The following is a 21,410-nucleotide window of genomic DNA, read 5'->3' as shown; positions in this document are numbered from 1 at the left end:
CGCGGCCTAGGAGCGTTCTTCCAGGAGCGACCGCACGGCGGCCTCGAGTCCGCGCACGGTCTCGGCCGCGCCCGCAGCCGAGTCGGCCTTCGCGTCGATGTAGACCTTGAGCTTGGGCTCGGTGCCGCTGGGGCGGACGATGATCCGGGAGCCGTCGTCGAGCCGATAGCGCAGGACGTCGCCCGAGGGCTGCCCCTGCGCCGCGTGCAGCAGGTCCTGCGCCTCGGCGACGCCGAGAGTGCCGAAGCGCGCGGGGGGCAGGGTGCGCAGTGAGAGCATCACGTCGCCGATGATCGAGAGGTCCTCGACGCGCACCGACACCTGTCCGCTCGCGTAGTGGCCGTAGGTGTCGCCGAGCTCGGTGAGCAGCTCGGAGAGCGACCCTCCGCGGGCGTGCGCCTCGGCCGCGAGACCGAGGATCGCGACCGCAGCCGAGATGCCGTCCTTGTCACGCACCGTCTCGGGGTTGACCAGGTACCCGAGCGCCTCCTCGAAGCCGAAGGCGATCCCCGGCGCACGCGAGATCCATTTGAATCCTGTGAGGGTCTCGTGGAAGTCCAGTCCGTGATGAGCGGCGACGGCGCCCAGACCGGGGGAGGAGACCAGCGAGCAGGCCAGTGACGCCCCCGGTGTGCCCGCGGCGACCCGCGCCGCCCGCGCGCCGAGCAGCAGGCCGACCTCGTTGCCGGTGAGGCGGCGCCAGCCGCTCTCCGAGGAGGCATCGGGGATCGCCACGGCGAGGCGGTCGGCATCCGGGTCGTTCGCCAGGATGAAGTCCGCCTGCACCCGCCGGGCGCGTGCGAAGGCGAGGTCCATCGCACCGGGTTCCTCCGGATTGGGGAACGACACCGTGCGGAAGGTCGCGTCTGGCGTCAACTGCTCCCCGACGACCATCGGCTGCGGATACCCCGCAGCAGCCACGATCTTCGACAGCGTCTCCCAGCCCACCCCGTGCAGCGCCGTGTACACCCAGCGCAGATCCGAAGCGCCTGCGGGGGCCGGCGCCACCGCGGCGGTCGCGGCGATGTACGCGTCGACGACATCCTCGCCCGCCGTCTCGTACGCCCGCGAGCGCGGGAGCGTCGAGATGTCGCCGTCGTCGGCGATCCGCTGGATGTGCGCGGCGATCTCCGAGTCGGCGGGGGCGACGATCTGCGACCCCTGATCCGCTCCGCCGAGGTACACCTTGTAGCCGTTGTCGTTGGGCGGGTTGTGCGAGGCGGTCACCATGACACCGGCATCCGCGCCGAGGTGCCGCACCGCGAAGGCGAGCACCGGGGTCGGCAGGAGCCGGGGGAGGAGGATCGCGCGGAGTCCCGCTCCGGCGAACAGCTCGGCCGAGTCCGTCGCGAAGACCCGCGAGTTGCGACGGCCGTCGTAGCCCACGACGACCGTGGGGGTGCCCTCACCGGCGCGCTCGCGCAGGAACGCGGCGAAACCGGCGGCGGCCTGTGCCACCAGCACCCGGTTCATGCGGTTGCTTCCGGCCCCGAGAGCTCCGCGCAGCCCCGCGGTGCCGAAGGCCAGGCGGGTGCTGAAGCGATCGTCGAGGTCGGCGACGGCGGTCTCCTCACCGCCGGCCGCGCGGGTGATCACCGCGGCGAGCTCGTCACGGGTCTCCGCGTCGGGATCCTGCCGCATCCACGCGCGGGCCTGCGCGAGACGTGCCTCGCTCACAGCGCCTCGACCACGCGGGCGAGCAGCGCCGAGATCACGGGCTCCGCCTCGCGGCCGGCCTCGATCACCTCGGCGTGGCTGAGCGGGGTCTTCTGGATGCCGGCGGCGAGGTTCGTGATGAGAGAGAAGCCCAGGATCTCCATCCCGGCCTCCCGCGCGGCGATGGCCTCGAGAGCCGTCGACATGCCGACGATGTGTCCGCCCATGTGCTTGGCCATCTGGACCTCGGCCGGTGTCTCATAGTGCGGTCCGCGGAACTGCGTGTAGACGCCCTCGTCGAGCGAGGGATCGACGCTGCGCGCGATGTCGCGCAGACGGGTGGCGTAGAGATCGGTGAGGTCGATGAACGTGGCACCCTCGAGCGGCGAGTCGGCCGTGAGGTTGATGTGGTCGCTGATCAGCACGGGCTGGCCCGGGGTCCAGGTCTCGCGCACGCCGCCTGCGCCGTTGGTGAGCACCATGATCTTTGCGCCCGTGGCCGCGGCCGTGCGCACCGAGTGCACGACACGACGGACGCCGTGGTTCTCGTAATAGTGGGTGCGGGCGCCGATGACGAGCACGTTCTTGCCGTCGGGGGTGCGGATGCTGCGGAGGGTGCCGACATGGCCCTCGAGGGCGGGCTTGGAGAAGCCGGTGACCTCGGTCGCCGGGATGGTCGCTGTGGTCTCGCCGATGATGTCGGCGGCCTTGCCCCAGCCGCTGCCGAGGGTCAGAGCGATGTCGTGCTTCTCGACTCCGGTCAGGCGCGCGATGTCTGCGGCTGCGGCTGCGGCGACCTCGAACGGGTTCGCATTCGGGTCGTCGAGGGGGTTGCTGTGTGTTTCGGACATGGATCCACTCTAGGAAGGTGCAGGCTCGGGGGCCAGGATTGCGGAAGAATGGAGACCATGTCTTCCACCCCTTTTGAGCGCACTCAGCGCGTCGCCGTCCTCGGTGGCGGTCCCGGCGGTTATGAAGCGGCCCTGGCGGCCGCTCAGCTCGGAGCCGAGGTGACCCTGGTCGAGCGCGTGGGCGTCGGAGGGGCGGCCGTGCTCACCGACGTCGTGCCGTCGAAGAGCCTGATCGCCACCGCGGATGCCGCCGTGGCGATCTCGGAGGCCTCGGATCTCGGCGTGCAGTTCTACGCCAAGGGGGAGCACGGCAAGCCGCTCAAGCCCGAGATCGCGATCAACCTGGCCGCCGTCAACAAGCGCCTCATCGCACTCGCCGGTCAGCAGTCCGAGGACATGCGCACGACACTCCTCGACGCCGGCGTGCGGATCCTCTCCGGCCATGGCCGCCTCGAGGGGCCGAATGCGATCGTCGTCTCCACCGGCCAGGACGGCACCGACTTCGACCGCATCGAAGCCGACACCATCATCGTCGCCGTCGGGGCCTCGCCCCGTGAGCTCGACTCCGCGAAGCCCGACGGCACACGCATCCTCACCTGGACGCAGCTGTACGACATGAAGGCGCTGCCCGAGCACCTCATCGTCGTCGGCTCCGGTGTGACCGGTGCCGAGTTCGCCTCGGCGTACATGAACCTCGGCGCGAAGGTGACCCTCGTCTCCAGCCGCGACCAGGTGCTGCCGGGTGAGGACCAGGATGCCGCGCACGTGCTCGAGAAGGTGTTCACACGTGGCGGCATGACGGTGCTCTCCAAGGCTCGTGCCGAGAAGGTCGAGGTCACGAAGGACGGCGTCATCGCCACCCTCTCCGACGGGCGCACGGTCGAGGGCAGCCACTGCCTGATGGCCGTCGGATCCATTCCGAACACGGCGGGCATCGGGCTCGAAGAGGCGGGCGTCGAGCTCACCGAGCAGGGCAACATCCGCGTCAACCGTGTCGCGCGCACCTCCGTGCCCAACGTCTATGCGGTCGGCGACTGCACGAACTTCTTCCCCCTGGCATCCGTCGCGTCGATGCAGGGCCGCACGGCCGTGTTCCACGCGCTGGGCGACATCGTCATCCCGTTGGAGCTGATCAAGATCACCTCGAACATCTTCACGGCGCCCGAGATCGCGACGGTCGGCTACTCCCAGAAGGACGTGGAGGAGGGCGTCGCAGACGGGCTCGTCTACAAGCTGCCTCTGGCGGCGAACCCGCGCGCCAAGATGATGGGCATCAAGGACGGCTTCGTGAAGCTGATCGCCCGCAAGGGATCCGGCACAGTGATCGGCGGCGTGATCGTGGCGCCCAAGGCCTCCGAGCTGATCTATCCGATCGCCGTCGCGGTCGAGCGCCGTCTGACCGTCGACCAGGTGTCCCGCGTCTTCGCGGCATACCCGTCGCTGTCGAGCAGCATCACCGACGCGAGTCGTGCCATGCACCTCGTCAACGCGAAGATCACCTGACCTCTGCGACATCCGCAGCGTACGAGAAGAGGCGCCCCGCATCAGCGGGGCGCCTCTTCTCTTCGACGACGTGGTCAGCTGATGGTGAGCAGCTGGTGGCCGGCCGAGACGGTCGCTCCGGCGACCGCGCCGATGTTGCCGATCGTCCCGTCCTTGTGCGCCTGCAGCGGCTGCTCCATCTTCATCGCCTCGAGGACGACGACGAGATCGCCCTTGACGACCTGCTGCCCCTCCTCGACGGCCACCTTGACGACGGTGGCCTGCATGGGCGACTTGACGGCATCGCCGGAGGCCCCGGCGCTCACCGAGGTCGAGTGGTTGCGGCGCGACGGCGGCACGGCCGCCGGGCGACCGGAGGTCCCTGCGGCGACGGCGACGCGGTCGGGGAGGCTGACCTCGAGACGCTTTCCTGCGACCTCGACGACCACCGTGTGGCGGGTCTCCGAGGGGGACGGCGTCTCCAGCTCGCCGTCCCAGGCGGGGATGTCGTTCTCGAACTCCGTCTCGATCCAGCGGGTGAAGACCCCGAACTCGCCGTTCTCCGCCGTGAAGGCGGCGTCGCGCACGACCTTGCGGTGGAAGGGCAGGACGGTGGGGAGACCGGCGACCTCGAACTCGTCGAGAGCGCGACGCGAGCGCTCGAGCGCCTCGGCGCGGTCCTTGCCCGTGACGATGATCTTCGCGAGCAGGGAGTCGAACGCGCCCGACACGGAATCACCGGCGGTGACGCCGGAGTCGAGCCGGATGCCGGGGCCCCCGAACGTCTTGAACACGTGGATGGGGCCGGGCTGCGGCAGGAAGCCGCGACCGGGGTCCTCGCCGTTGATGCGGAACTCGATGGAGTGACCGGTGGGGGCGGGGTCCTCGTAGTCGATGGTGCCGCCCGCGGCGATGCGGAACTGCTCGCGCACCAGGTCGATGCCGGTGACCTCCTCGGACACCGGGTGCTCGACCTGAAGGCGGGTGTTGACCTCAAGGAACGACACGGTGCCGTCGGCGCCGATGAGGAACTCGCAGGTTCCCGCACCCACGTAGCCGACCTCCTTGAGGATCGCCTTGGAGGCGGAGTACAGCTGCGCGTTCTGCTCGTCGGTGAGGAACGGCGCGGGCGCCTCCTCGACGAGCTTCTGGTGCCGGCGCTGCAGCGAGCAGTCGCGGGTGGAGATGACGACGACGTTGCCCTCGGCATCCGCCAGGCACTGCGTCTCGACATGGCGCGGCTTGTCGAGGTACTTCTCGACGAAGCACTCGCCGCGTCCGAAGGCGCTGACTGCCTCGCGGGTGGCCGACTCGAACAGCTCGGCGACCTCGTCGAGCTCGCGCGCGACCTTCAGGCCGCGGCCGCCGCCGCCGTAGGCCGCCTTGATCGCGATCGGGAGACCGAACTCGCGGGCGAAGGCGATGACCTCGTCGGCGCCCGAGACCGGACCCGGGGTTCCGGGGGCGAGCGGCGCGCCCACCTTCTCCGCCACGTGGCGGGCGGTGACCTTGTCACCCAGCGCCTCGATGGCCTCGGGGGACGGGCCGATCCAGGTCATCCCCGCACCGATCACGGCACGGGCGAACTCCGCGTTCTCCGCGAGGAAGCCGTAGCCGGGGTGCACGGCGTCGGCGCCGGCACGACGGGCGACCGAGAGGATCTTCTCGATCTGCAGGTAGGTCTCGGCGCTGGTGGACCCGCCGAGGGCGTAGGCCTCGTCGGCGAGACGGGTGTGCAGAGCGTCGCGGTCCTGGTCGGCGTATACGGCGACGGAGGCGATCCCGGAGTCACGAGCGGCACGGATGATTCGGACGGCGATCTCGCCGCGGTTGGCGATGAGCACCTTGGCGATATCAGGCATGGTTGCCAGCCTAGCGAGAAGGCTCCCGATCCATTTGACGACTCTCCACAAGAAAGACGCGAAAACGTCGAGCGGACTCTACGACCAGAGGTCCGTCCAGCGGACACCCAGGTCGGCGGAGAGCCGTCGCACCGTCGACAGCGACATCCCGACGACGGTCGAGGGATCGCCCTCGACGCGGGTGATGAAGGCCCCGCCGAGACTGTCCACGGTGAAGGCGCCCGCGACGAGCAGCGGCTCTCCGGAGGCGACGTACGCGGCGATCTCGGCATCGGTGACGTCCTCGGCGAAGGTCACCGCGGCTTCGGCGGTCGCCGTCGCCTCGACCGGCTCCGTCCCGGGGGAGACGCGGTAGACGGAGTGGCCGGAGTGCAGGATGCCGGTGGCGCCGCGCATCTCCCGCCACCGTCGTGTCGCCTCCTCCGCCGTATACGGCTTGCCGTACACGCGGCCGTCGAGGGCGAACATCGAGTCGCCCCCGATCACGATGCCGTCGAACTCGCCGTCGGCCGCGAGCCGGTGCGCCACGTCCGCGGCCTTGGCCCTGGCGAGCAGGAGCACGAGGTCGGCGGGAGGGAGATCCGCGCCTCTCTCCGCCGCCGCGGCGGCGGCCACGGCATCCTCATCGACGTCGGGTGACTGGGTCAGCGGCTCGATCCCGGCCTGTCGCAGCAGCATCAGACGGGCGGGGGAGGTGGAGGCGAGGCAGACGCGCATGTCCACCACCGTATCCTCGAAGGATGACTTCCTCCCCAGCCCTGCTCGATCTGGACATCACCGGCATCGCGCACGGCGGCACGTTCATCGCCCGCCACGACGGACGCGTCGTCTTCGTCTCCGACGCGATTCCGGGTGAGCGGGTGCGCGCCCGACTCACCGCCGACTCCACCGACGAGTCGAAGAGCTTCTGGCGGGCGGAGACGGTGGAGGTCCTCGAGGCCTCGCCGCACCGCCGCCCCCACATCTGGGCGGAGGCGGACGTGTCGAGGGCGCCGGAGGACCGACCGGGTGGCGCCGACCTCGGTCACATCGATCTGGCCCACCAGCGCACCCTGAAGCGCCAGGTGCTGACCGAGGCGCTCGACCGGTTCGCCGGCCCCGGACTCGAGGCCCCCGAGATCGAGGCGGTCGACTCGACAGACGGCACCGGATGGCGCACCAGGGTCACCCTGCACGTCGACGACGAGGGCCGGGTCGGGCCCTATGCCGCGCGCAGCCACCGGGTGATCCCTGTCGGCTCGCACCCCCTCGCGCGCCCGGCGATCGCGAAGGCGGCTCTGCGTCTCGAAGGCGGGGAGGCGGGCAGCGTCGATCTGGTCGAACCCGGCGACGGCACGGTCCGCGTCATCCGTCGCGAGCGGCTCGACGAGCGCCCGGCACGCGGGCAGGGTCGTCGGCCTGCGCCGGAGGTCGTGTACGAGCAGGTGGGCGACCGCCGGTTCCAGCTCGACGCCGGCGGGTTCTGGCAGGTGCACCCGCGCGCGGCGTCGGTGCTCGACGGTGCCGTCTACGGGATCCTCGACGGACACGTCGACCCCGAGGCGTCGCACCTCGACCTCTACGGCGGGGTAGGGCTGTTCGCCGCATCCCTCGCCGACCTCGGTGCCACCGACATCGTGACGGTCGAGTCGAGCAAGAGGGCGACCGCCCACGCGCAGCAGAACCTCGCGGGGATGGGTGTGAGGGCGGTGACCGCTCGAGTCGACCGCTACCTGGCCGGCCTGGCCGCGGGAACCCGCACCGGTGCCGTCGTGCTCGACCCGCCCCGGGCGGGAGCCGGGCGCGCTGTCGTCGACGCGCTGCATGCCCTCGCGCCGGACGCGATCGCGTACGTCGCCTGCGATCCCGTCGCACTGGCCCGCGACCTCGGGACCTTCCGTCAGCACGGATGGAACGTCGGCACGCTGCGAGGCTTCGACCTCTTCCCCCACTCGCACCACTTCGAGGTCGTCGCGCTGCTCACCCGGTGACCGGGCCGCCGCCGTCGCAGTCAGTAGGCTGGGGGGATGAGCAGGGTCGCACTGATCGACGATCACGAGTCCGTCCGCCTCGGTCTGGAGGCGGCATGCGCCCGTGACGGCGCGCAGACGGTGGTCTTCTCCGGGAGCACCGTCGTGTCGTATCTCGACTGGCGTTCCGCGACATCCGCGCCCTCGGCCGACGTGGTCGTCCTCGATCTCACGCTCGGTGACGGCACGACGGTGACCGAGAACGTCAGGGCCCTCGTCGACGACGGAGCGAGCGTCGTCATCCACAGCGTCGCCGACCGACCGGCCGCGGTGCGCGAGGCGCTCGCCGCGGGGGCAGCAGGCGTGGTCAGCAAGTCCTCGGCTCTGGATGACGTGCTCGACGCGATCCGGACCGTGGCCGACGGCGAGCCGCTCAACAATGTGGAGTGGGCCAGCGCCGTCGACGGGGACCGCGACTTCGCCGACGCGCAGCTGTCGGCCAGGGAACGCGATGTGCTGCGCCTGTACGCCGCCGGTCTGCCGCTGAAGGCCGTCGCCGAACGCCTCGGCGTCGCCTATTCGACGGCCAAGGAGAACATCACACGGATCCGGGTGAAGTACGTCGAGGTCGGCCGACCGGCCCCCACGAAGGTAGATCTCCTGCGCCGCGCCATGGAGGACGGGATCGTCGCCGCAGACGGGACCCCGAGTGCCCACTGACCCGCTCAGCATCCGCGAGGCCTGGTCCACGATCCCCTCGCCGGGGAGCGTGGAGACCGAGTTCGAGCGGTTCACCGGCAAGCGCATGGAGCGCATCCTCGCGACCGTGGTGGCGCTCGGCTCCGGTGTCCTCGGCACGCAGGCGCTGATCGCCGGGATCGCCACGACGGCCTGGTCGGATGCCGCGCGGGTCGCGATCCTGCTGGTGGTCTTCATCCCGCTGCTGGCGATGCTGATCGCGTGCGTCGCCGGACGCGGGGTGCGCGTCGCGGCGGGGATCTTCGCGATCCTCTACGTCCTCGCGCTGGGAGCCTGGCCGATCTTCGTCGATCCGGCGGGCAGAGCGGCGGATCAGCCGTGGATCTTCTTCCTCGTCAACGTCGGAGTCGTCGCGGCCGTTCTCGCCTTCCCGCTGTGGCTGCAACTGTCGTGGGCGGTGGCGCTGCCCTTCGTCTACGGCTACGTCCGGCTCGTCGAGGGCGACTTCTCGCGCGAGTACTGGGTGACGACGGCCTTCGACGTGTCGTTCACCCTGATCCTCGGCATCGTCATCATCGCGTTGGGATGGATGTTCCGTTCGGTCGCGGCGGGCGTCGACGACGCTCGCACCCGGGCCGTGGCCTCGTACGCCGGCGCCGCCGCCGCGGCGGCCGCCGAGGAGGAGCGTGCCGCGATGTCCGCTCTCATGCACGACAGCGTCCTCGCCGCGCTCATCGCCGCGGAGCGCGCCGACGGCGAGCGGGCGCGAGACCTCGCGGTGGGGATGGCGCGCGAAGCGCTCACCCGTCTCGCCAACACCGAGGCGGCGGTCGCGGAAGAGGGGAGCGACGAGCCGGTCGGCGCGGCGCAGATCGTGGTGGAGCTGCGGCGTGCGCTCTCCGAGCTCGGTGCAGATGCGATCGTCGAGGAGCGAGGCGGGATCGGACTCATCCCCGGGCGCGCGGCCCGTGCGCTCGTGCTCGCCGCGCGTCAGGCTCTCGGCAACGCGGTCGCGCATGCGCAGGGCAGAGGGCTGCACATCATCGCCGAGGGGCGCGGGGAGGAGGGGATCAGCGTGACGATCTCCGACTCGGGGCCGGGCTTCGACCTGCGGAAGGTCGGGGAGGATCGCCTCGGCATCAGCGCGTCGATCCTCGCCCGCATGGCCGGAGTCGCCGGAACCGCCGACATCGAATCGAGCGAGTGCGGCACGACGGTCACACTGGGGTGGGAGAGGCGATGACGTGGACGGTGCGCAGCGTCGCGACCTCGCTCGCGGTGGGATTCGCGATGTACTTCGCGGCGCGCGGCGTGTGGTGGATCGAGCAGCCCACGGCCCCCCTGCTCATGGTGGCGGCCATCGGCCTGTACCTCGTGGTCGTGAACGTCGCGATCCTGTGGGACTCCGCCGTCTCGGTGCGGATGCCGATCTGGGCAGCGCTGCTCGCACTGATCTCGAGCGCGCTCATCCCCGTGCTCGTGACGTTCTCGCTCGACCCGCTGACGCTCACCGCCCCGTTCGCCACCTGGTACATCGGCGCTCTCGGAGTGCTGGGCGTCGTCTGCATCGTGCGCCGACGGTTCGTGATCGGGTGGCTCGTCGTCCTCACCCTCCTCGCGTCGTCGTCGGTGTTCCTCGGGCCCCTCGTCGCGCTGTCCCTCGGCGTCGTCGGGTCGTTCATGTGGGGCGCGGTCGCGCACCTGCTCGTCATGTTCTGGGATCGCGCCGTGCGGGACGCAGAGCGGCTCGCCGGGATCCAGCAGGCGGTCTCCGCGTGGCACGCCACGCAGCAGGTCAGGCAGAAGGAGCGGCGGCTGCGGACGCAGTTCGCGTTGGCTGTCGCGGGGCCCGTGCTGACCCGTGCGGTGGCGACGGGCGGTGTTCTCGATGACGAGGAACGGCTCCGTGCCCGCCTCGCGGAAGGGCGCCTCCGAGACGAGCTGCGGGGTGCGGATCTGCTGAACGACGCGGTGCGGGATGCGATCGAGGATGCCCGGCGACGCGGCGCGGTCGTCACGGTCTTCGACGAGGGCGGACTGGACGACGTCGATGAGGGTCGACGCGCGGCGATCCGCGATGAACTGGCGCGGGTGCTCCGGGCAGCGGATGCCGAGCGCTGGATCATCCGCGCCGCGAGAGACGAGCGGACGGCGGTCACGGTGGTGGGCCGAGCCGGGTCGCGCGGAGCGGGCGATGACGACGCCGTCGACGTGTGGCACGAGATCGCTCGCGACGCCGCGGCGGAGTGACGCGCTCTTCATCCCTCGGCTCCGGCCGGGGGAGGGAACCGGAGACGAGGTTGGATGGAGTGGGCGAGGGGCGGCGATCACGCCAGCCCCTCGCCATGCGGACAGTTACCCGAAAACCGTCCGCTGGTGGCTGATCTGCGTCTGTCTACCCTGCGACAGAGACATCAGCCGAACGCGAAGCGTCCTCCTAATTCTGACGCGTCTGCGTATGGCTGTCTGTAGGTATTTTGGGGGACAAGACCCCGGCGATAGGAGAGGATGGGGCATGGGTACGCGCAGAGGGACCAACCTCCCCAGGATGGGGGACTTCAATCAGTCCGTGATCCTCGAGGGCATCCGTCGGTCCGTTGCGGGTCTGAGCCGAATCGAGCTCGTCGAGATCACCGGCCTGTCGGCGCAGACCGTCACGAACATCACTCGTCGACTGCTCGATGAGGGCGTCATCACCGAGGCCGGTCGCACGATCAACGGACCGGGCAAGCCCCGCGTCACGCTGCGCCTGGTCGCCGAGAGTCGCTTCTCGGTGGGAGTGCACCTCGATCCCGCCGTGATCACGATCGTGCTCCTGAATCTCGCGGGGCAGGTCATCGGCCGGCGCGCGCAGCGGACGACGGATCAGAATCCTCAGCACATCGTCGCGACCATGGCGCAGACGATCGACGCCGTGATCGACGAGGCCGGGATCGACCGCGGCCTCGTCGCCGGGGTCGGCGTCGCGGCTCCCGGACCGCTCGATGCCGAGAAGGGCACCGTGCTCGACCCGCCGAAGCTCACGGGATGGCACCGTGTGCCGCTGCGGTCGGTGCTCGCAGAGGCGACCGGCCTAGCCGTCACGATCGAGAAGGACACCACGGCGGCGGCCGTCGGAGACCTGTGGACGAGCAGATCGAAGGCGGGGGGATCCTTCGTGTTCATCTACCTCGGCACCGGGATCGGCGCGTCTCTCGTCCGCGAGGGGGAGGTCGTCGCGGGCGCCTCCCACAACTTCGGGGAGATCGGCCACATCATGGTCGATCCCGACGGGCCCGAGTGCGCCTGCGGGGGTCGGGGGTGCGTCGAGGTGGTGTGCACGCCGCAGGCGATCGTCGAGCAGGCGGTGGCGGCGGGCGTCTTCGACGACGAGGGAGCGGATGAGGCGCATGACGTGGATGTACGTCTCACCCGGCTGTGCGAGCGTGCCAAAGCAGGCGACGCCGGCGCCGCGCGCGTGCTGCGCCGTTCCGCCGGGCATCTCGCGGTGCTGATCTCCGTTCTGACGAACGTGCTCGACGTCGACCGCGTGGTTCTGGGCGGGCCGTTCTGGGCGAGGCTGTCCACGGTGTATCTGCGAGAGATCCCCGGACCCCTTCGGCTGCGCAACGCCACGAGATCGGTCCGTGAGCTGCCGGTGGAGGGGACGGTCGTGGGAGACGACGGGGGCGCCGTGGGTGCGGCGTGCGTCGTTCTCGATGCGATGCTGACACCGCGCGCGTCGGACCTGTACCTCGGCGACTGAACGGATCGTCAGTTCTTATACCGGAATACTGGTCGATCTCTCGACCGCAATAACTCCAATCGATATAATATCGAGTGGATGCGCCGACTGGGGTGATCCTGATGCGCGACGACGGTCCCGCATCGGCCGGGGGGAGACTGTCTGCGCGGCCCGTGAGCTGGGGGGCTCCGGGCCCGCAGGCGCCGCACATCTCGGGTTCAGCCCGCGAAGCGGCCCCAGGGGATGTCGCGTCGCAGCGGTGTGCGCAGCGGACGCTGTGTGCGAGACCACGCCGATACGACGGGTTCTTCTGCGACGGCGCCCGCAGCCTCCTGCGCGTAGGCGTCGCTGACCACGGCGATGAGAGCGGCGAGCTCCTCCTCCGTGGCGGCACCGCGCGTGATCTGCATCGCCGGCGTCGGCTGCGTGTCCGACCCGGCATCCGCTCCCTGCGCGTCGCTCACAGGGGGATGTTCCCGTGCTTCTTGGGCGGAAGCTCCGCTCGCTTCCCGCGCAGCGCCCGAAGCGCCTTCGCGATCGAGACGCGGGTGTTCGCCGGCTCGATGATGCCGTCGATCTCGCCGCGCTCGGCGGCGAGGAACGGCGACGTCACGCTGTACGTGTACTCGTTGGCGAGCTTGGTGCGCACCGCGGCGACGTCTTCGCCGGCTTCTTCCGCGCGCTTGATCTCACCGCGGTAGAGGATGTTGACCGCGCCCTGGCCGCCCATGACGGCGATCTCGGCCGTGGGCCATGCGAGGTTGACGTCGGCGCCGAGCTGCTTGGAGCCCATGACGATGTACGCGCCGCCGTAGGCCTTGCGCAGAATCACCGTCACCAGCGGAACGGTCGCTTCGGCGTACGCGTAGATGAGCTTCGCGCCGCGGCGGATCACGCCGGTCCACTCCTGGTCGGTGCCGGGCAGATACCCGGGAACGTCGACGAGGGTGACGATCGGGATCGAGAACGCGTCGCAGAAGCGGACGAACCGGCTGGCCTTCTCGCCGGCTTCGATGTTGAGGGTTCCCGCCATCTGCGACGGCTGGTTCGCGATGATGCCCACCGAGCGGCCTTCGACGCGTCCGAATCCGATCACGATGTTCGGGGCGAACAGCGGCTGGACCTCGATGAAGTCCCCGGCATCGACGACGTGCTCGATGACCGTGTGGATGTCGTACGGCTGATTGGGGGAGTCGGGGATGATCGTGTTCAGCGAACGATCGGCATCCGTGGTCTCCCACTCGAAGCCGCTCTCATACCCGGGGATCTCCGCCATGTTGTTGTCGGGGAGGAAGCCGAGCAGCGTCCGTGCGTAGTCGATCGCGTCGTCCTCGTCTTCCGCGAGGTAGTGCGCGACACCGGATCGGGTGTTGTGGGTGAGGGCTCCACCGAGCTCCTCCATGCCGACATCCTCGCCCGTGACCGTCTTGATCACATCGGGACCGGTGACGAACATCTGGCTGGTCTTGTCGACCATGATCACGAAGTCGGTGAGCGCGGGGCCGTACACGGCTCCACCGGCGGCCGGGCCCATGATGATGGAGATCTGCGGGATGACGCCGGAGGACCGGGTGTTCAGGCGGAAGATCTCGCCGTACTTGCTGAGGGCGAGCACGCCCTCCTGGATCCGCGCGCCGCCGGAGTCGAGGATGCCGATGATCGGCATGCCGCCGGAGAGGGCGAACTCCATGATCTTGATGATCTTGTCGCCCGACACCTCGCCGAGCGAGCCGCCGAACGTGGTGAAGTCCTGCGAGTAGACCGCGACCGTGCGTCCGTGGATCGTGCCGACGCCGGTGACGACCGAGTCGCCGTAGGGGCGGTTCTTGTCCATCCCGAAGGCCGTGGTGCGGTGGCGCACGTACTCGTCGAACTCGACGAAGCTCCCGGGGTCCACGAGCAGTTCGATGCGCTCGCGGGCGGTCATCTTGCCCTTGGCGTGCTGCTTGTCGTGCGCGATCTTCTCCGCGTCGACAACGGCTTCGTTGTAGCGAGCGCGGAGGTCTGCGATTCTGCCGGCGGTGGTCGAGAGTTCGGGCTTGTCCGTCACGGATTCCACCCTATCGTCGGCTCGGGCCGCGCCGTTGGATGCTCGCCACAACGGGTCGTCCGATCCTTTGGCGAGGATCGTGCGAGCGTGGCCGGATCGTCAGCGCACTCCTCGCTCAGCGCTGAGAGTCACCGGACCCGAGCTCGCCGGGGAGATCGTGCGTTCCCGCCTGATCGATCGCCTTCGCGCTCTTCCCGCGGCCTCGACCGACCGAGGCGATCCGGCGCCCCGCCCAGCCGACGCCGCGCGCGGCCGAGCCTGCGGCACCGGCGACGGCGCCCCCCACGAACTGCGCCCCGTGCAGCATCCGCAGCTCCAGCTTCTCCGCGCCGTCGACGGGTTCGAGCTCGAGGGGGAAGTCCATCGGCGCGTTCCCGAACGCGCGATGGGACGTGGTGAGCACCCGGCGGCCGAGGATGTGGTTGCCCGCGCCGCCCACGGCGGCCCCCACGCCGAACGGCAGCGCCTTGCCGACGAACGACGCACCTCCTCGGGTGGCGAACTGCTTGACGAACATGCTCTTGAGCCGGTCGACGAGCGGACCGACGGCCGCTTTGGGCAGCGACTTCGTGACCATCTCTCCCCAGTACGACGACCGGGTGCCGCCCTTGCCCGTGGCCTCGCCGGCGAGCTGGCCGACCAGCGCCACGCCTTCTTTGCCGAGCATCAGGGTCATGACCAGCGCTCGCGCGCGGTCGGGGTTGGAGATGGCGATGCCGTGCACCTCCGCCACGGACTGCGCGAACAGCGCCGTCGATTCGACGAAGCCGACGGTTTCGACGCCGGAGAGGGCGAGGGTGATCCCGGTTCCGATGCCGGGGACGACGGCCGTGGCTCCGACCGCTGCTCCTCCGGTGGTCACCGCCGCGAGGTATCGCCGCTCCAGGATGCGGATGATCTGCTCGGGGGATGCCTGCGGATTGCGCAGGCGGATGCTGCGGATGTGCGCGAGCACCAGAGGGCGCTGGATCGACAGCACGCGGTCGAGGCCTCGCACCATGAGCGGATGCTCGGTGGAGCCCACGGGAGGCACACCCTTGTCCCACGGGGAATCATCGGGGAGGGAATGGATCTTGTGCACCTTGGAGGCCATGCGTCGATCCTAGGAACCCCTGCCGCGAAAATGCCGAAAGCCCGGCACCCTTGACGGGGCCGGGCTTTCGTGGAAGACGATCAGACGAACAGGTTCGCCCGCTCGAGGTCTTCGGCGAAGTCGACCTCGACCGCGTACAGGTCAGAGACGTCCATAGGCTCGAGGAGCAGCCCGTCCTCGGCGATCGCGAGCTCGAGGCCGCGCTCGAAGTAGTCCTGGTCCTCGACCCGCTGCAGCTGGCGCATGAACGCCTTCTTGTTCGCGGCGGAGATGTAGTTGATTCCGACGGCCTCGCCCAGGCCGCCCTTGACGGTCTTCGACAGCTTGTCGATGAAGCCCTCGGCCGTGACCGTGTACTTCACCTCCTCGTCGCTGACCTTCGAGGTGTTGACCGTGACGAAGGACTGGTCGCGCTCGATGAAGGCCGCCGCGCGGCCGAGGATCATCGGGTCGAAGACGACGTCGCCGTTCATCCAGAGCACGCCGGCCTTGCCGGTGGCGCCGAGGGCGCGCAGCAGGCTCTTGGACGTGTTGGTCTCGTCGTAGCGCTCGTTGTGCACGTAGTTGACGGTGGGGAAGGCCTCGATGATGGTCTCGGCGCGATATCCCACGACGGACGTGATGCGGGCGTCGGAACCGAAGGCGGCGCGGATGTTGTCGTGCTGCTGGCGCATGATGGTGCGTCCGTCGCTGAGCTCGGTGAGCGGCTTGGGCAGCGCACGGCCCAGGCGCGAGCCCATTCCGGCTGCGAGGATGACGGTCTGAAGAGTCACGAGTGCTCCTAAAGGAAGTTGTGTTCACGATCGGTTCACCGATCAGACACTTCGTCGTGCCGAGAGTCATGGTATCGACCGAGCCTGGGAACCCCGGGGGCTGGAGGCCGCTGTTGCCAATTCGTGATCCAGTACACACCCCACACTCAGATTCGTAAAGGGGGTGCGCGTTTTCGGTGAACCTGCGCGTCGACCGGGTAATTGTTGCGGCGACCCGAAGAAATCGATCGCCCGTTGATACCGTAGGACGGTGACTGCTTCCCCCGACGACCCCACCGATCAGGCGGATGACGCCGCCCCCGCGCCTGAGAAGAAGACGCCGGCTCGGAGGACTCCGACGAAGAAGGCTCCGGTGAAGAAGGCCGCGACTCCGCGGACGCCGGCGAAGGCGGCCGCCGAGAAGGCCGCCGCGACCATCGAGGTCGTCGCGGAGCCCGCGCTGCGGATCAGCCCGCCCACGGGTGAGGCGGCACGCTCCGCCGCGCCCGCGAAGAAGACCGTCGCCGCCGCGCGCACCGCCGCGGCCAGGAACTCCGCGCCCAAGACCACGGCGGCCAAGACGACCGCATCCAAGACGACCGCATCCAAGACGACCGCATCCAAGACGACCGCAGCGAGGGCCACGGCAGCCAAGACGACCGCGGCGAAGACCGCAGCGGCCAAGGCGGCAGCCGAGAAGAGCGCCGCAGCGAAGGCCGAGGCCCGCACGGCGGCAGGGCGTGCGACGGCGGCCAAGACGGCCGCCGCGCGGACGGCGGCGGCCAAGGCTGCTGCGGCGAAGGCCGCCGAAGCGGAGGCGAAGGCCGCGGAGATGAAGGCCGCCGAAGCGGAGAAGGCTGCCGCTGTCGAGGCTCAGGCTGTCGAGGCTCGGGGTGGCGAAGCTCGGGATGTCGACGCTCAGGGCGGCGAGGCTCAGGGCGGCGACGCGGGCACGCTCGAGACGCACACGCTGATCGACCCCGCACATGACGAGGCGGCGTCCATCGAGTCCGCGGTGAGCGCGCCGGAGGCGCAGGAGCCCGAGATCGTCGTCGCGGAAGAGACCGATGCGCCCGTAGTGGAGGAGCCTCCCGCGGTGGAGGAGCCTCCCGCGGTGGAGGAGCCTCCCGCGGTCGAGGAAGCCCCCGTGGAAGAAGTGACCGACGATGTGGTGCGCACCGATGACGAGGTCACCGAAGCCGATGTCGAAGCCGAGGCCGAGCAGACCGTCGTCGAGGACGATGCGACCGCCGTCGTGGGCGTGGTCGCAGGCGAGCAGCCGGTCGGCGGCCCCGGAGCGGCATCCGCGAGCGAGGCGATACGCATCCGTGGGCTCGTCAAGAGCTTCGGCGACCACACGGCGGTCAACGGCATCGATCTGACCGTGCCCGCCGGATCGTTCTATGGGATCGTCGGCCCCAACGGTGCGGGCAAGACCACCACGCTGTCGATCGTCGCGGGACTGCTGCGCTCCGATCGGGGCGAGGTGGTGATCTGCGGTATCGACCAGGCGAAGAAACCGCTCGCGGCGAAGCGCATGATGGGCGTCCTCCCTGATCGCCTGCGGACCTTCGACCGACTGACGGGGCGTCAGCTCCTCTACTACTACGGTCTGCTGCGGGGCCTGCAGTCCGACGTGATCGAGAAGCGCGTGGGAGACCTCGCGCGGGCCTTCGATCTGGGCGAAGCGCTCAACCGCGTCGTCTCCGACTACTCGGCCGGTATGACGAAGAAGATCATGCTCGCCGGTGCGATGATCCACTCGCCCCGTGTGCTGGTGCTCGACGAGCCGTTCGAAGCGGTCGATCCCGTGTCTTCTGCGGTGATCCTGGACATCCTGCGTGCGTACGTGGCACACGGCGGGACGGTGATCTTGTCCAGTCACGGCATGGACCTCGTGGAGCGCGTCTGCTCCCGCGTGGCGATCATCGTCGGAGGTGAGGTGCTCGCCGAGGGCACGGTCGACGAGGTGCGGGCGGGGCAGAGCCTCGAAGCGCGGTTCGTCGAGCTCTCCGGCGGCATCGGAGAGGTGGAGGGGCTCGAGTGGCTGCACACGTTCTCCGACTGAGGGCTGCGCTCCTGATCGGATCGCTGCGCGGCGAACGTCGGGTCCGGACGCTGGTCGTGCTCGCCGTCGTCGTCGCCCTCACCGCTGTCGTCTGCGCCGCCGTGCTCAGCCTCGTCGACGCTCCCGTGGCCGTGGCACGCACCGTCATCATCCTCGGCAGCGCCGCGCTGCTCCTCGGCTTCCTCGTCGGACCGCTTCTCGTCGGATCCTCCGATCAGCTCGATCCCCGCCGCTTCGCGGTATTCGGAGTGAACGAGCGGCAGATGCCCTGGATCCTCGCGCTCGCCTCCCTGATCAGCGTCCCGAGCCTCGCGTTGATCGCGGTCAACATCAGCGTGTGCATCGTCGCGATCACGCTCGGCGCGCCCTGGGCGCTCGCCGTGCTGATGAGCGTCGTCAGTCTCCTGACCGCGACCCTCGCCGCGCGGGTGAGCATGGCCGTGAACGCCCTTCTGCTCCCCGAACGCCGCTCTCGCGAGCTCACCGCCCTCTTCGCGCTGGCCGTCGTCGTGGTCGCGTTCCCCGTCGCCGTCTTCCTCGCCTCACTGAAGTGGGACGGACAGGTGCCCGCCGCAGTGAGTGCGCTCACCGCATCCGTCGGACTCACGCCCTTCGCCGCGCCCTCGCGCGTGCTCTTCTCGTTCGCCTCCGGCGATCCGACCGGCTCATGGATCAGCGGCATCGTCACACTGATCACTGCGGCAGGACTCTGGATCCTCTGGTCCTGGCTGGTGCGACGGCTCCTCACCACCACCGCACGCCCCGTGGCCTCGCGGGAGCGCTCGGGTCTCGGCTGGTTCGGCCTGATGCCGTCGAACGCGTTCGGCGCGATCGCCTCGCGCAGCCTGGTCTACTGGCTGCGCGACCGGCGGTACATCATGAACCTCATCGTGGTGCCCGTCGCCGGCGTGCTCACCGTGCTGCCGCTCCTCGTCGCAGGCGTTCCACTCGAGATCGCCGCGCTCGTGCCGGTGCCGGTCATGGCGCTGTTCTTCGGATGGCTGCCGCACAACGACGTCGCGTACGATTCGACCGCGCTGTGGACGCACATCGCCAGCGGCGTGAGAGGACTGCCCGACCGGCTGGGGCGTCTGGTCCCGGTCGCGCTCGTCGCGATCCCCGTCCTCGCCGTGGCCGTGCCGCTCACCCTGCTCTGGATCGACGACTGGCGGCTCCTGCTCCCGCTCACCGGTCTGGGCGCCAGCCTGCTGCTGTCCGGTCTCGGCTTCTCCAGCATCGTGTCGGTCGTCGCCCCCTATGCGGTCTCGCGCCCGGGTGACAGCCCGTTCCAGCAACCGCAGCGTCCGACCTCTCGAGGCACGTACGGGCCCGCGATCGCATTCCTCGGAGCGATCGTGGTCAGCATCCCGACGATCTGGCTGCTCGTGCTCACGATCGTCGAGGGCGGGCAGTTCGCCCCCGCGACGTTCTGGGCGGGGCTCGCGACCGGAATCGTCGCGCTCGTGGCGGGAGTGGCACTGGGCGGACGCATCTTCGAGCGGCAGGGCGAGCGCCTGATGGAGTTCGTCGAGACCGCGTGACCGCTGCCCACCCCGCGTGCTCCACGGCTAGACTCTCGGAATGAGTACTCCGCTGGACAGCCCCGATCAGGGTGGCGTGGCAACGCTCGATCGCGAACTCGAAGAACTCCTCCGCGAGGAGAATCTCGAACCGGGAGACCACGAGCGCTTCTCGCACTACGTCAAGAAGGACAAGATCCTCGAGTCCGCGATCACCGGAAAGCCGGTACGCGCACTGTGCGGCAAGAAGTGGACCCCGGGCCGCGACCCCGAGAAGTTCCCGATCTGCCCCACGTGCAAGGAGATCTACGAATCGATGGTGCGCTGAGGCGCCACAGCGTCCGCGACGCTCACCCCGCGTCGACGAAGACCGTGGGGATCGCCGGGTCGGACTTGCTCAGTGCGAGCGCGCGCACGGGAAGCTCCTCCCGCACCCGCAGATGATGCGATCGGGCCGACGTCGTGCCCGCGGGGCCCTCGAACGACGGATCGATCTCACCGCGCTCGACGAACGTCGTCTGCAGCGCGCGGCCATCCGGATGCTGCGCGGGAGTGCCGAGCTCCTCGAAGCCGTCCGACACCTCCACCGTCTCCGCGGTCGCGACGCCGTCGACGAGAGTGCGGAACGCCGCCTTGCGCCCTCCGTGCGACGCCTTGTCCGTGGAGGCCTTCGCGACCCCGATCCAGGCACCGCTCGGATCCTGCCGAGCGACCAGCTTGTAGACCATGCTGGCGGTGGGGTAGCCCGATCCTGTCACCACCGAGGTGCCGACCCCGTAGGCGTCGACCGGTGACGCGGCGAGGGCCGCGATCGCGTACTCATCGAGGTCGCTCGTGACGGTGATGCGTGTGTCCGTCGCACCGAGCTCGTCGAGTTGCGCGCGCACCTCGGCCGCGACGATGGGCAGGTCGCCGGAGTCGATGCGCACGCCGCCGAGGCCGGTTCCAGCCACTCGGATCGCGGTCTCGACGCCCGTGCGGATGTCATAGGTGTCCACGAGCAGTGTCGTCGCGGTGCCGAGGCTGTCGATCTGAGAGCGGAACGCCTCCTCTTCGCTCTCGTGCAGCAGCGTCCAGGAGTGCGCGGCGGTCCCCATGGTCGGGATCCCCCAGCGCCGCCCGGCCTCGAGGTTGCTCGTCGCGCCGAAACCGGCGATGTACGCCGCCCTGGCGGCCGCGACGGCCGACTGCTCGGCGGCTCGGCGCGAGCCCATCTCCGCCAGCGGCCGCTCGCCGGCGGCGATGCTCATGCGGGACGCGGCGGTGGCGACCGCCGAGTCGTGGTTCAGGACGCTGAGCGCCAGGGTCTCGAGCACCACCGCATCGGCGAAGCTGCCCTCGACCGTCAGAATGGGCGATCCGGGGAAGTAGAGCTCGCCCTCGCGGTAGCCGCGGATGGAGCCGGTGAAGCGGTAGTCCTCGAGGTAGCGCAGCGAATCCGCGTCGACCACGTCGTTGTCGCGGAGGAACCGCAGCTCGTCGTCCTCGAATCGGAACTCGCGCAGCAGGCTGAGCAGACGCCCCGTACCGGCGACCACGCCGAAGCGGCGTCCGCCCGACAGGCGGCGGGAGAACAGCTCGAACACGCTGGGCCGTGAGGCCGTGCCGTCGCGGAGTGCGGCGGCGAGCATGGTGAGTTCGTAACGATCGGTCAGAAGCGCCGTGGACGTCGTCATCCGCTCAGCATAGTGACGAGATCCGCTC

18 protein-coding genes are annotated in these 21,410 nt (G+C 69.7%); 9 read left to right on the top strand and 9 right to left on the bottom strand.

What is annotated here, in order from left to right; all coding sequences use genetic code 11:
- Positions 1–6 precede the first annotated feature (6 nt).
- Both FQ142_RS16600 and FQ142_RS16595 read right to left on the bottom strand, forming a co-directional pair.
- The gene (locus tag FQ142_RS16600) at positions 7–1,677 is read right to left on the bottom strand and encodes a phospho-sugar mutase (RefSeq protein ID WP_188042460.1); all 1,671 of its coding nucleotides are present in this window, start codon (positions 1,675–1,677) and stop codon (positions 7–9) included.
- Entirely contained in the window at positions 1,674–2,507 is an 834-nt protein-coding gene (locus FQ142_RS16595; protein ID WP_045253507.1) for a purine-nucleoside phosphorylase, read from the bottom strand. Before FQ142_RS16595 ends, FQ142_RS16600 begins: the two co-directional genes overlap by 4 nt.
- A 48-nt stretch (positions 2,508–2,555) precedes the next feature.
- Here FQ142_RS16595 and FQ142_RS16590 point away from each other — a divergent pair, with 48 nt between their 5' ends.
- Positions 2,556–4,010: an NAD(P)H-quinone dehydrogenase gene (locus tag FQ142_RS16590; protein WP_188042459.1), complete on the top strand. Its 1,455-nt coding sequence runs from the start codon at positions 2,556–2,558 to the stop codon at positions 4,008–4,010.
- A 74-nt stretch (positions 4,011–4,084) separates the two neighbouring features.
- Here the strand turns inward: FQ142_RS16590 and FQ142_RS16585 are convergent, their stop codons facing one another.
- Together FQ142_RS16585 and FQ142_RS16580 are read right to left on the bottom strand one after the other, a co-directional pair.
- Positions 4,085–5,851 carry an acetyl/propionyl/methylcrotonyl-CoA carboxylase subunit alpha gene (locus FQ142_RS16585; protein WP_149424222.1) on the bottom strand — a complete coding sequence of 589 codons (1,767 nt, stop codon included), beginning with the start codon at positions 5,849–5,851 and terminating at the stop codon, positions 4,085–4,087.
- Between the two features lie 78 nt (positions 5,852–5,929).
- Complete coding sequence (locus FQ142_RS16580; RefSeq protein WP_149424331.1) at positions 5,930–6,568, bottom strand: Maf family protein; 639 nt, start codon at positions 6,566–6,568, stop codon at positions 5,930–5,932.
- 23 nt (positions 6,569–6,591) lie between these two features.
- Here FQ142_RS16580 and FQ142_RS16575 point away from each other — a divergent pair, with 23 nt between their 5' ends.
- The 5 genes from FQ142_RS16575 (at position 6,592) to FQ142_RS16555 (ending at position 12,244) form a co-directional block, all read left to right on the top strand.
- A complete protein-coding gene (locus FQ142_RS16575; protein ID WP_149424221.1) occupies positions 6,592–7,821 on the top strand; it encodes a class I SAM-dependent RNA methyltransferase in 1,230 nt (409 codons plus the stop codon).
- 36 nt (positions 7,822–7,857) lie between these two features.
- Positions 7,858–8,520: a response regulator transcription factor gene (locus tag FQ142_RS16570; protein ID WP_056420950.1), complete on the top strand. Its 663-nt coding sequence runs from the start codon at positions 7,858–7,860 to the stop codon at positions 8,518–8,520.
- Positions 8,510–9,742: an ATP-binding protein gene (locus FQ142_RS16565; RefSeq protein ID WP_262492186.1), complete on the top strand. Its 1,233-nt coding sequence runs from the start codon at positions 8,510–8,512 to the stop codon at positions 9,740–9,742. The genes FQ142_RS16570 and FQ142_RS16565 overlap by 11 nt, the downstream gene beginning before the upstream one ends.
- On the top strand, positions 9,739–10,749 hold the full coding sequence (locus FQ142_RS16560; protein ID WP_149424220.1) for a hypothetical protein: 1,011 nt from the start codon (positions 9,739–9,741) through the stop codon (positions 10,747–10,749). The genes FQ142_RS16565 and FQ142_RS16560 overlap by 4 nt, the downstream gene beginning before the upstream one ends.
- A gap of 265 nt (positions 10,750–11,014) precedes the next feature.
- Positions 11,015–12,244, top strand: coding sequence for an ROK family transcriptional regulator (locus FQ142_RS16555; protein WP_262492185.1), 1,230 nt, complete (start codon positions 11,015–11,017; stop codon positions 12,242–12,244).
- Between the two features lie 197 nt (positions 12,245–12,441).
- On the opposite strand, the gene FQ142_RS16550 is transcribed toward FQ142_RS16555, so the two are convergent.
- From FQ142_RS16550 to FQ142_RS16535, 4 genes are all read right to left on the bottom strand, one after another.
- Positions 12,442–12,687 (bottom strand): acyl-CoA carboxylase subunit epsilon, encoded by a 246-nt coding sequence (locus FQ142_RS16550; protein WP_374612834.1) that lies wholly within the window; start codon positions 12,685–12,687, stop codon positions 12,442–12,444.
- Complete coding sequence (locus FQ142_RS16545) at positions 12,684–14,273, bottom strand: acyl-CoA carboxylase subunit beta (RefSeq protein ID WP_374612831.1); 1,590 nt, start codon at positions 14,271–14,273, stop codon at positions 12,684–12,686. The genes FQ142_RS16550 and FQ142_RS16545 overlap by 4 nt, the downstream gene beginning before the upstream one ends.
- 115 nt (positions 14,274–14,388) lie before the next feature.
- Entirely contained in the window at positions 14,389–15,366 is a 978-nt protein-coding gene (locus tag FQ142_RS16540; protein ID WP_056420960.1) for a hypothetical protein, read from the bottom strand.
- A gap of 80 nt (positions 15,367–15,446) precedes the next feature.
- Positions 15,447–16,139 carry an NTP transferase domain-containing protein gene (locus tag FQ142_RS16535; RefSeq protein WP_149424218.1) on the bottom strand — a complete coding sequence of 231 codons (693 nt, stop codon included), beginning with the start codon at positions 16,137–16,139 and terminating at the stop codon, positions 15,447–15,449.
- A 250-nt stretch (positions 16,140–16,389) separates the two neighbouring features.
- Between FQ142_RS16535 and FQ142_RS17725 the strand changes: the two genes are divergently transcribed.
- From FQ142_RS17725 to FQ142_RS16520, 3 genes are read left to right on the top strand one after another with little or no spacing between them, the layout of a single operon-like run.
- Positions 16,390–18,186, top strand: coding sequence for an ABC transporter ATP-binding protein (locus FQ142_RS17725; RefSeq protein ID WP_316502329.1), 1,797 nt, complete (start codon positions 16,390–16,392; stop codon positions 18,184–18,186).
- Entirely contained in the window at positions 18,162–19,727 is a 1,566-nt protein-coding gene (locus FQ142_RS16525; RefSeq protein WP_056420977.1) for a hypothetical protein, read from the top strand. Before FQ142_RS17725 ends, FQ142_RS16525 begins: the two co-directional genes overlap by 25 nt.
- 40 nt (positions 19,728–19,767) lie before the next feature.
- Positions 19,768–20,034 (top strand): DUF3039 domain-containing protein, encoded by a 267-nt coding sequence (locus tag FQ142_RS16520; protein WP_045253497.1) that lies wholly within the window; start codon positions 19,768–19,770, stop codon positions 20,032–20,034.
- Positions 20,035–20,056: 22 nt separating this feature from the next.
- On the opposite strand, the gene FQ142_RS16515 is transcribed toward FQ142_RS16520, so the two are convergent.
- Positions 20,057–21,382 (bottom strand): nicotinate phosphoribosyltransferase, encoded by a 1,326-nt coding sequence (locus FQ142_RS16515; RefSeq protein ID WP_149424217.1) that lies wholly within the window; start codon positions 21,380–21,382, stop codon positions 20,057–20,059.
- Positions 21,383–21,410: the final 28 nt, after the last annotated feature.

The sequence above is a fragment of the Microbacterium sp. ANT_H45B genome, assembly GCF_008369345.1.
Lineage (GTDB): Bacteria > Actinomycetota > Actinomycetes > Actinomycetales > Microbacteriaceae > Microbacterium.
The sequence above is the reverse complement of the archived record's forward strand: the minus strand, read 5'-3'. Positions and strand labels throughout refer to the sequence as shown.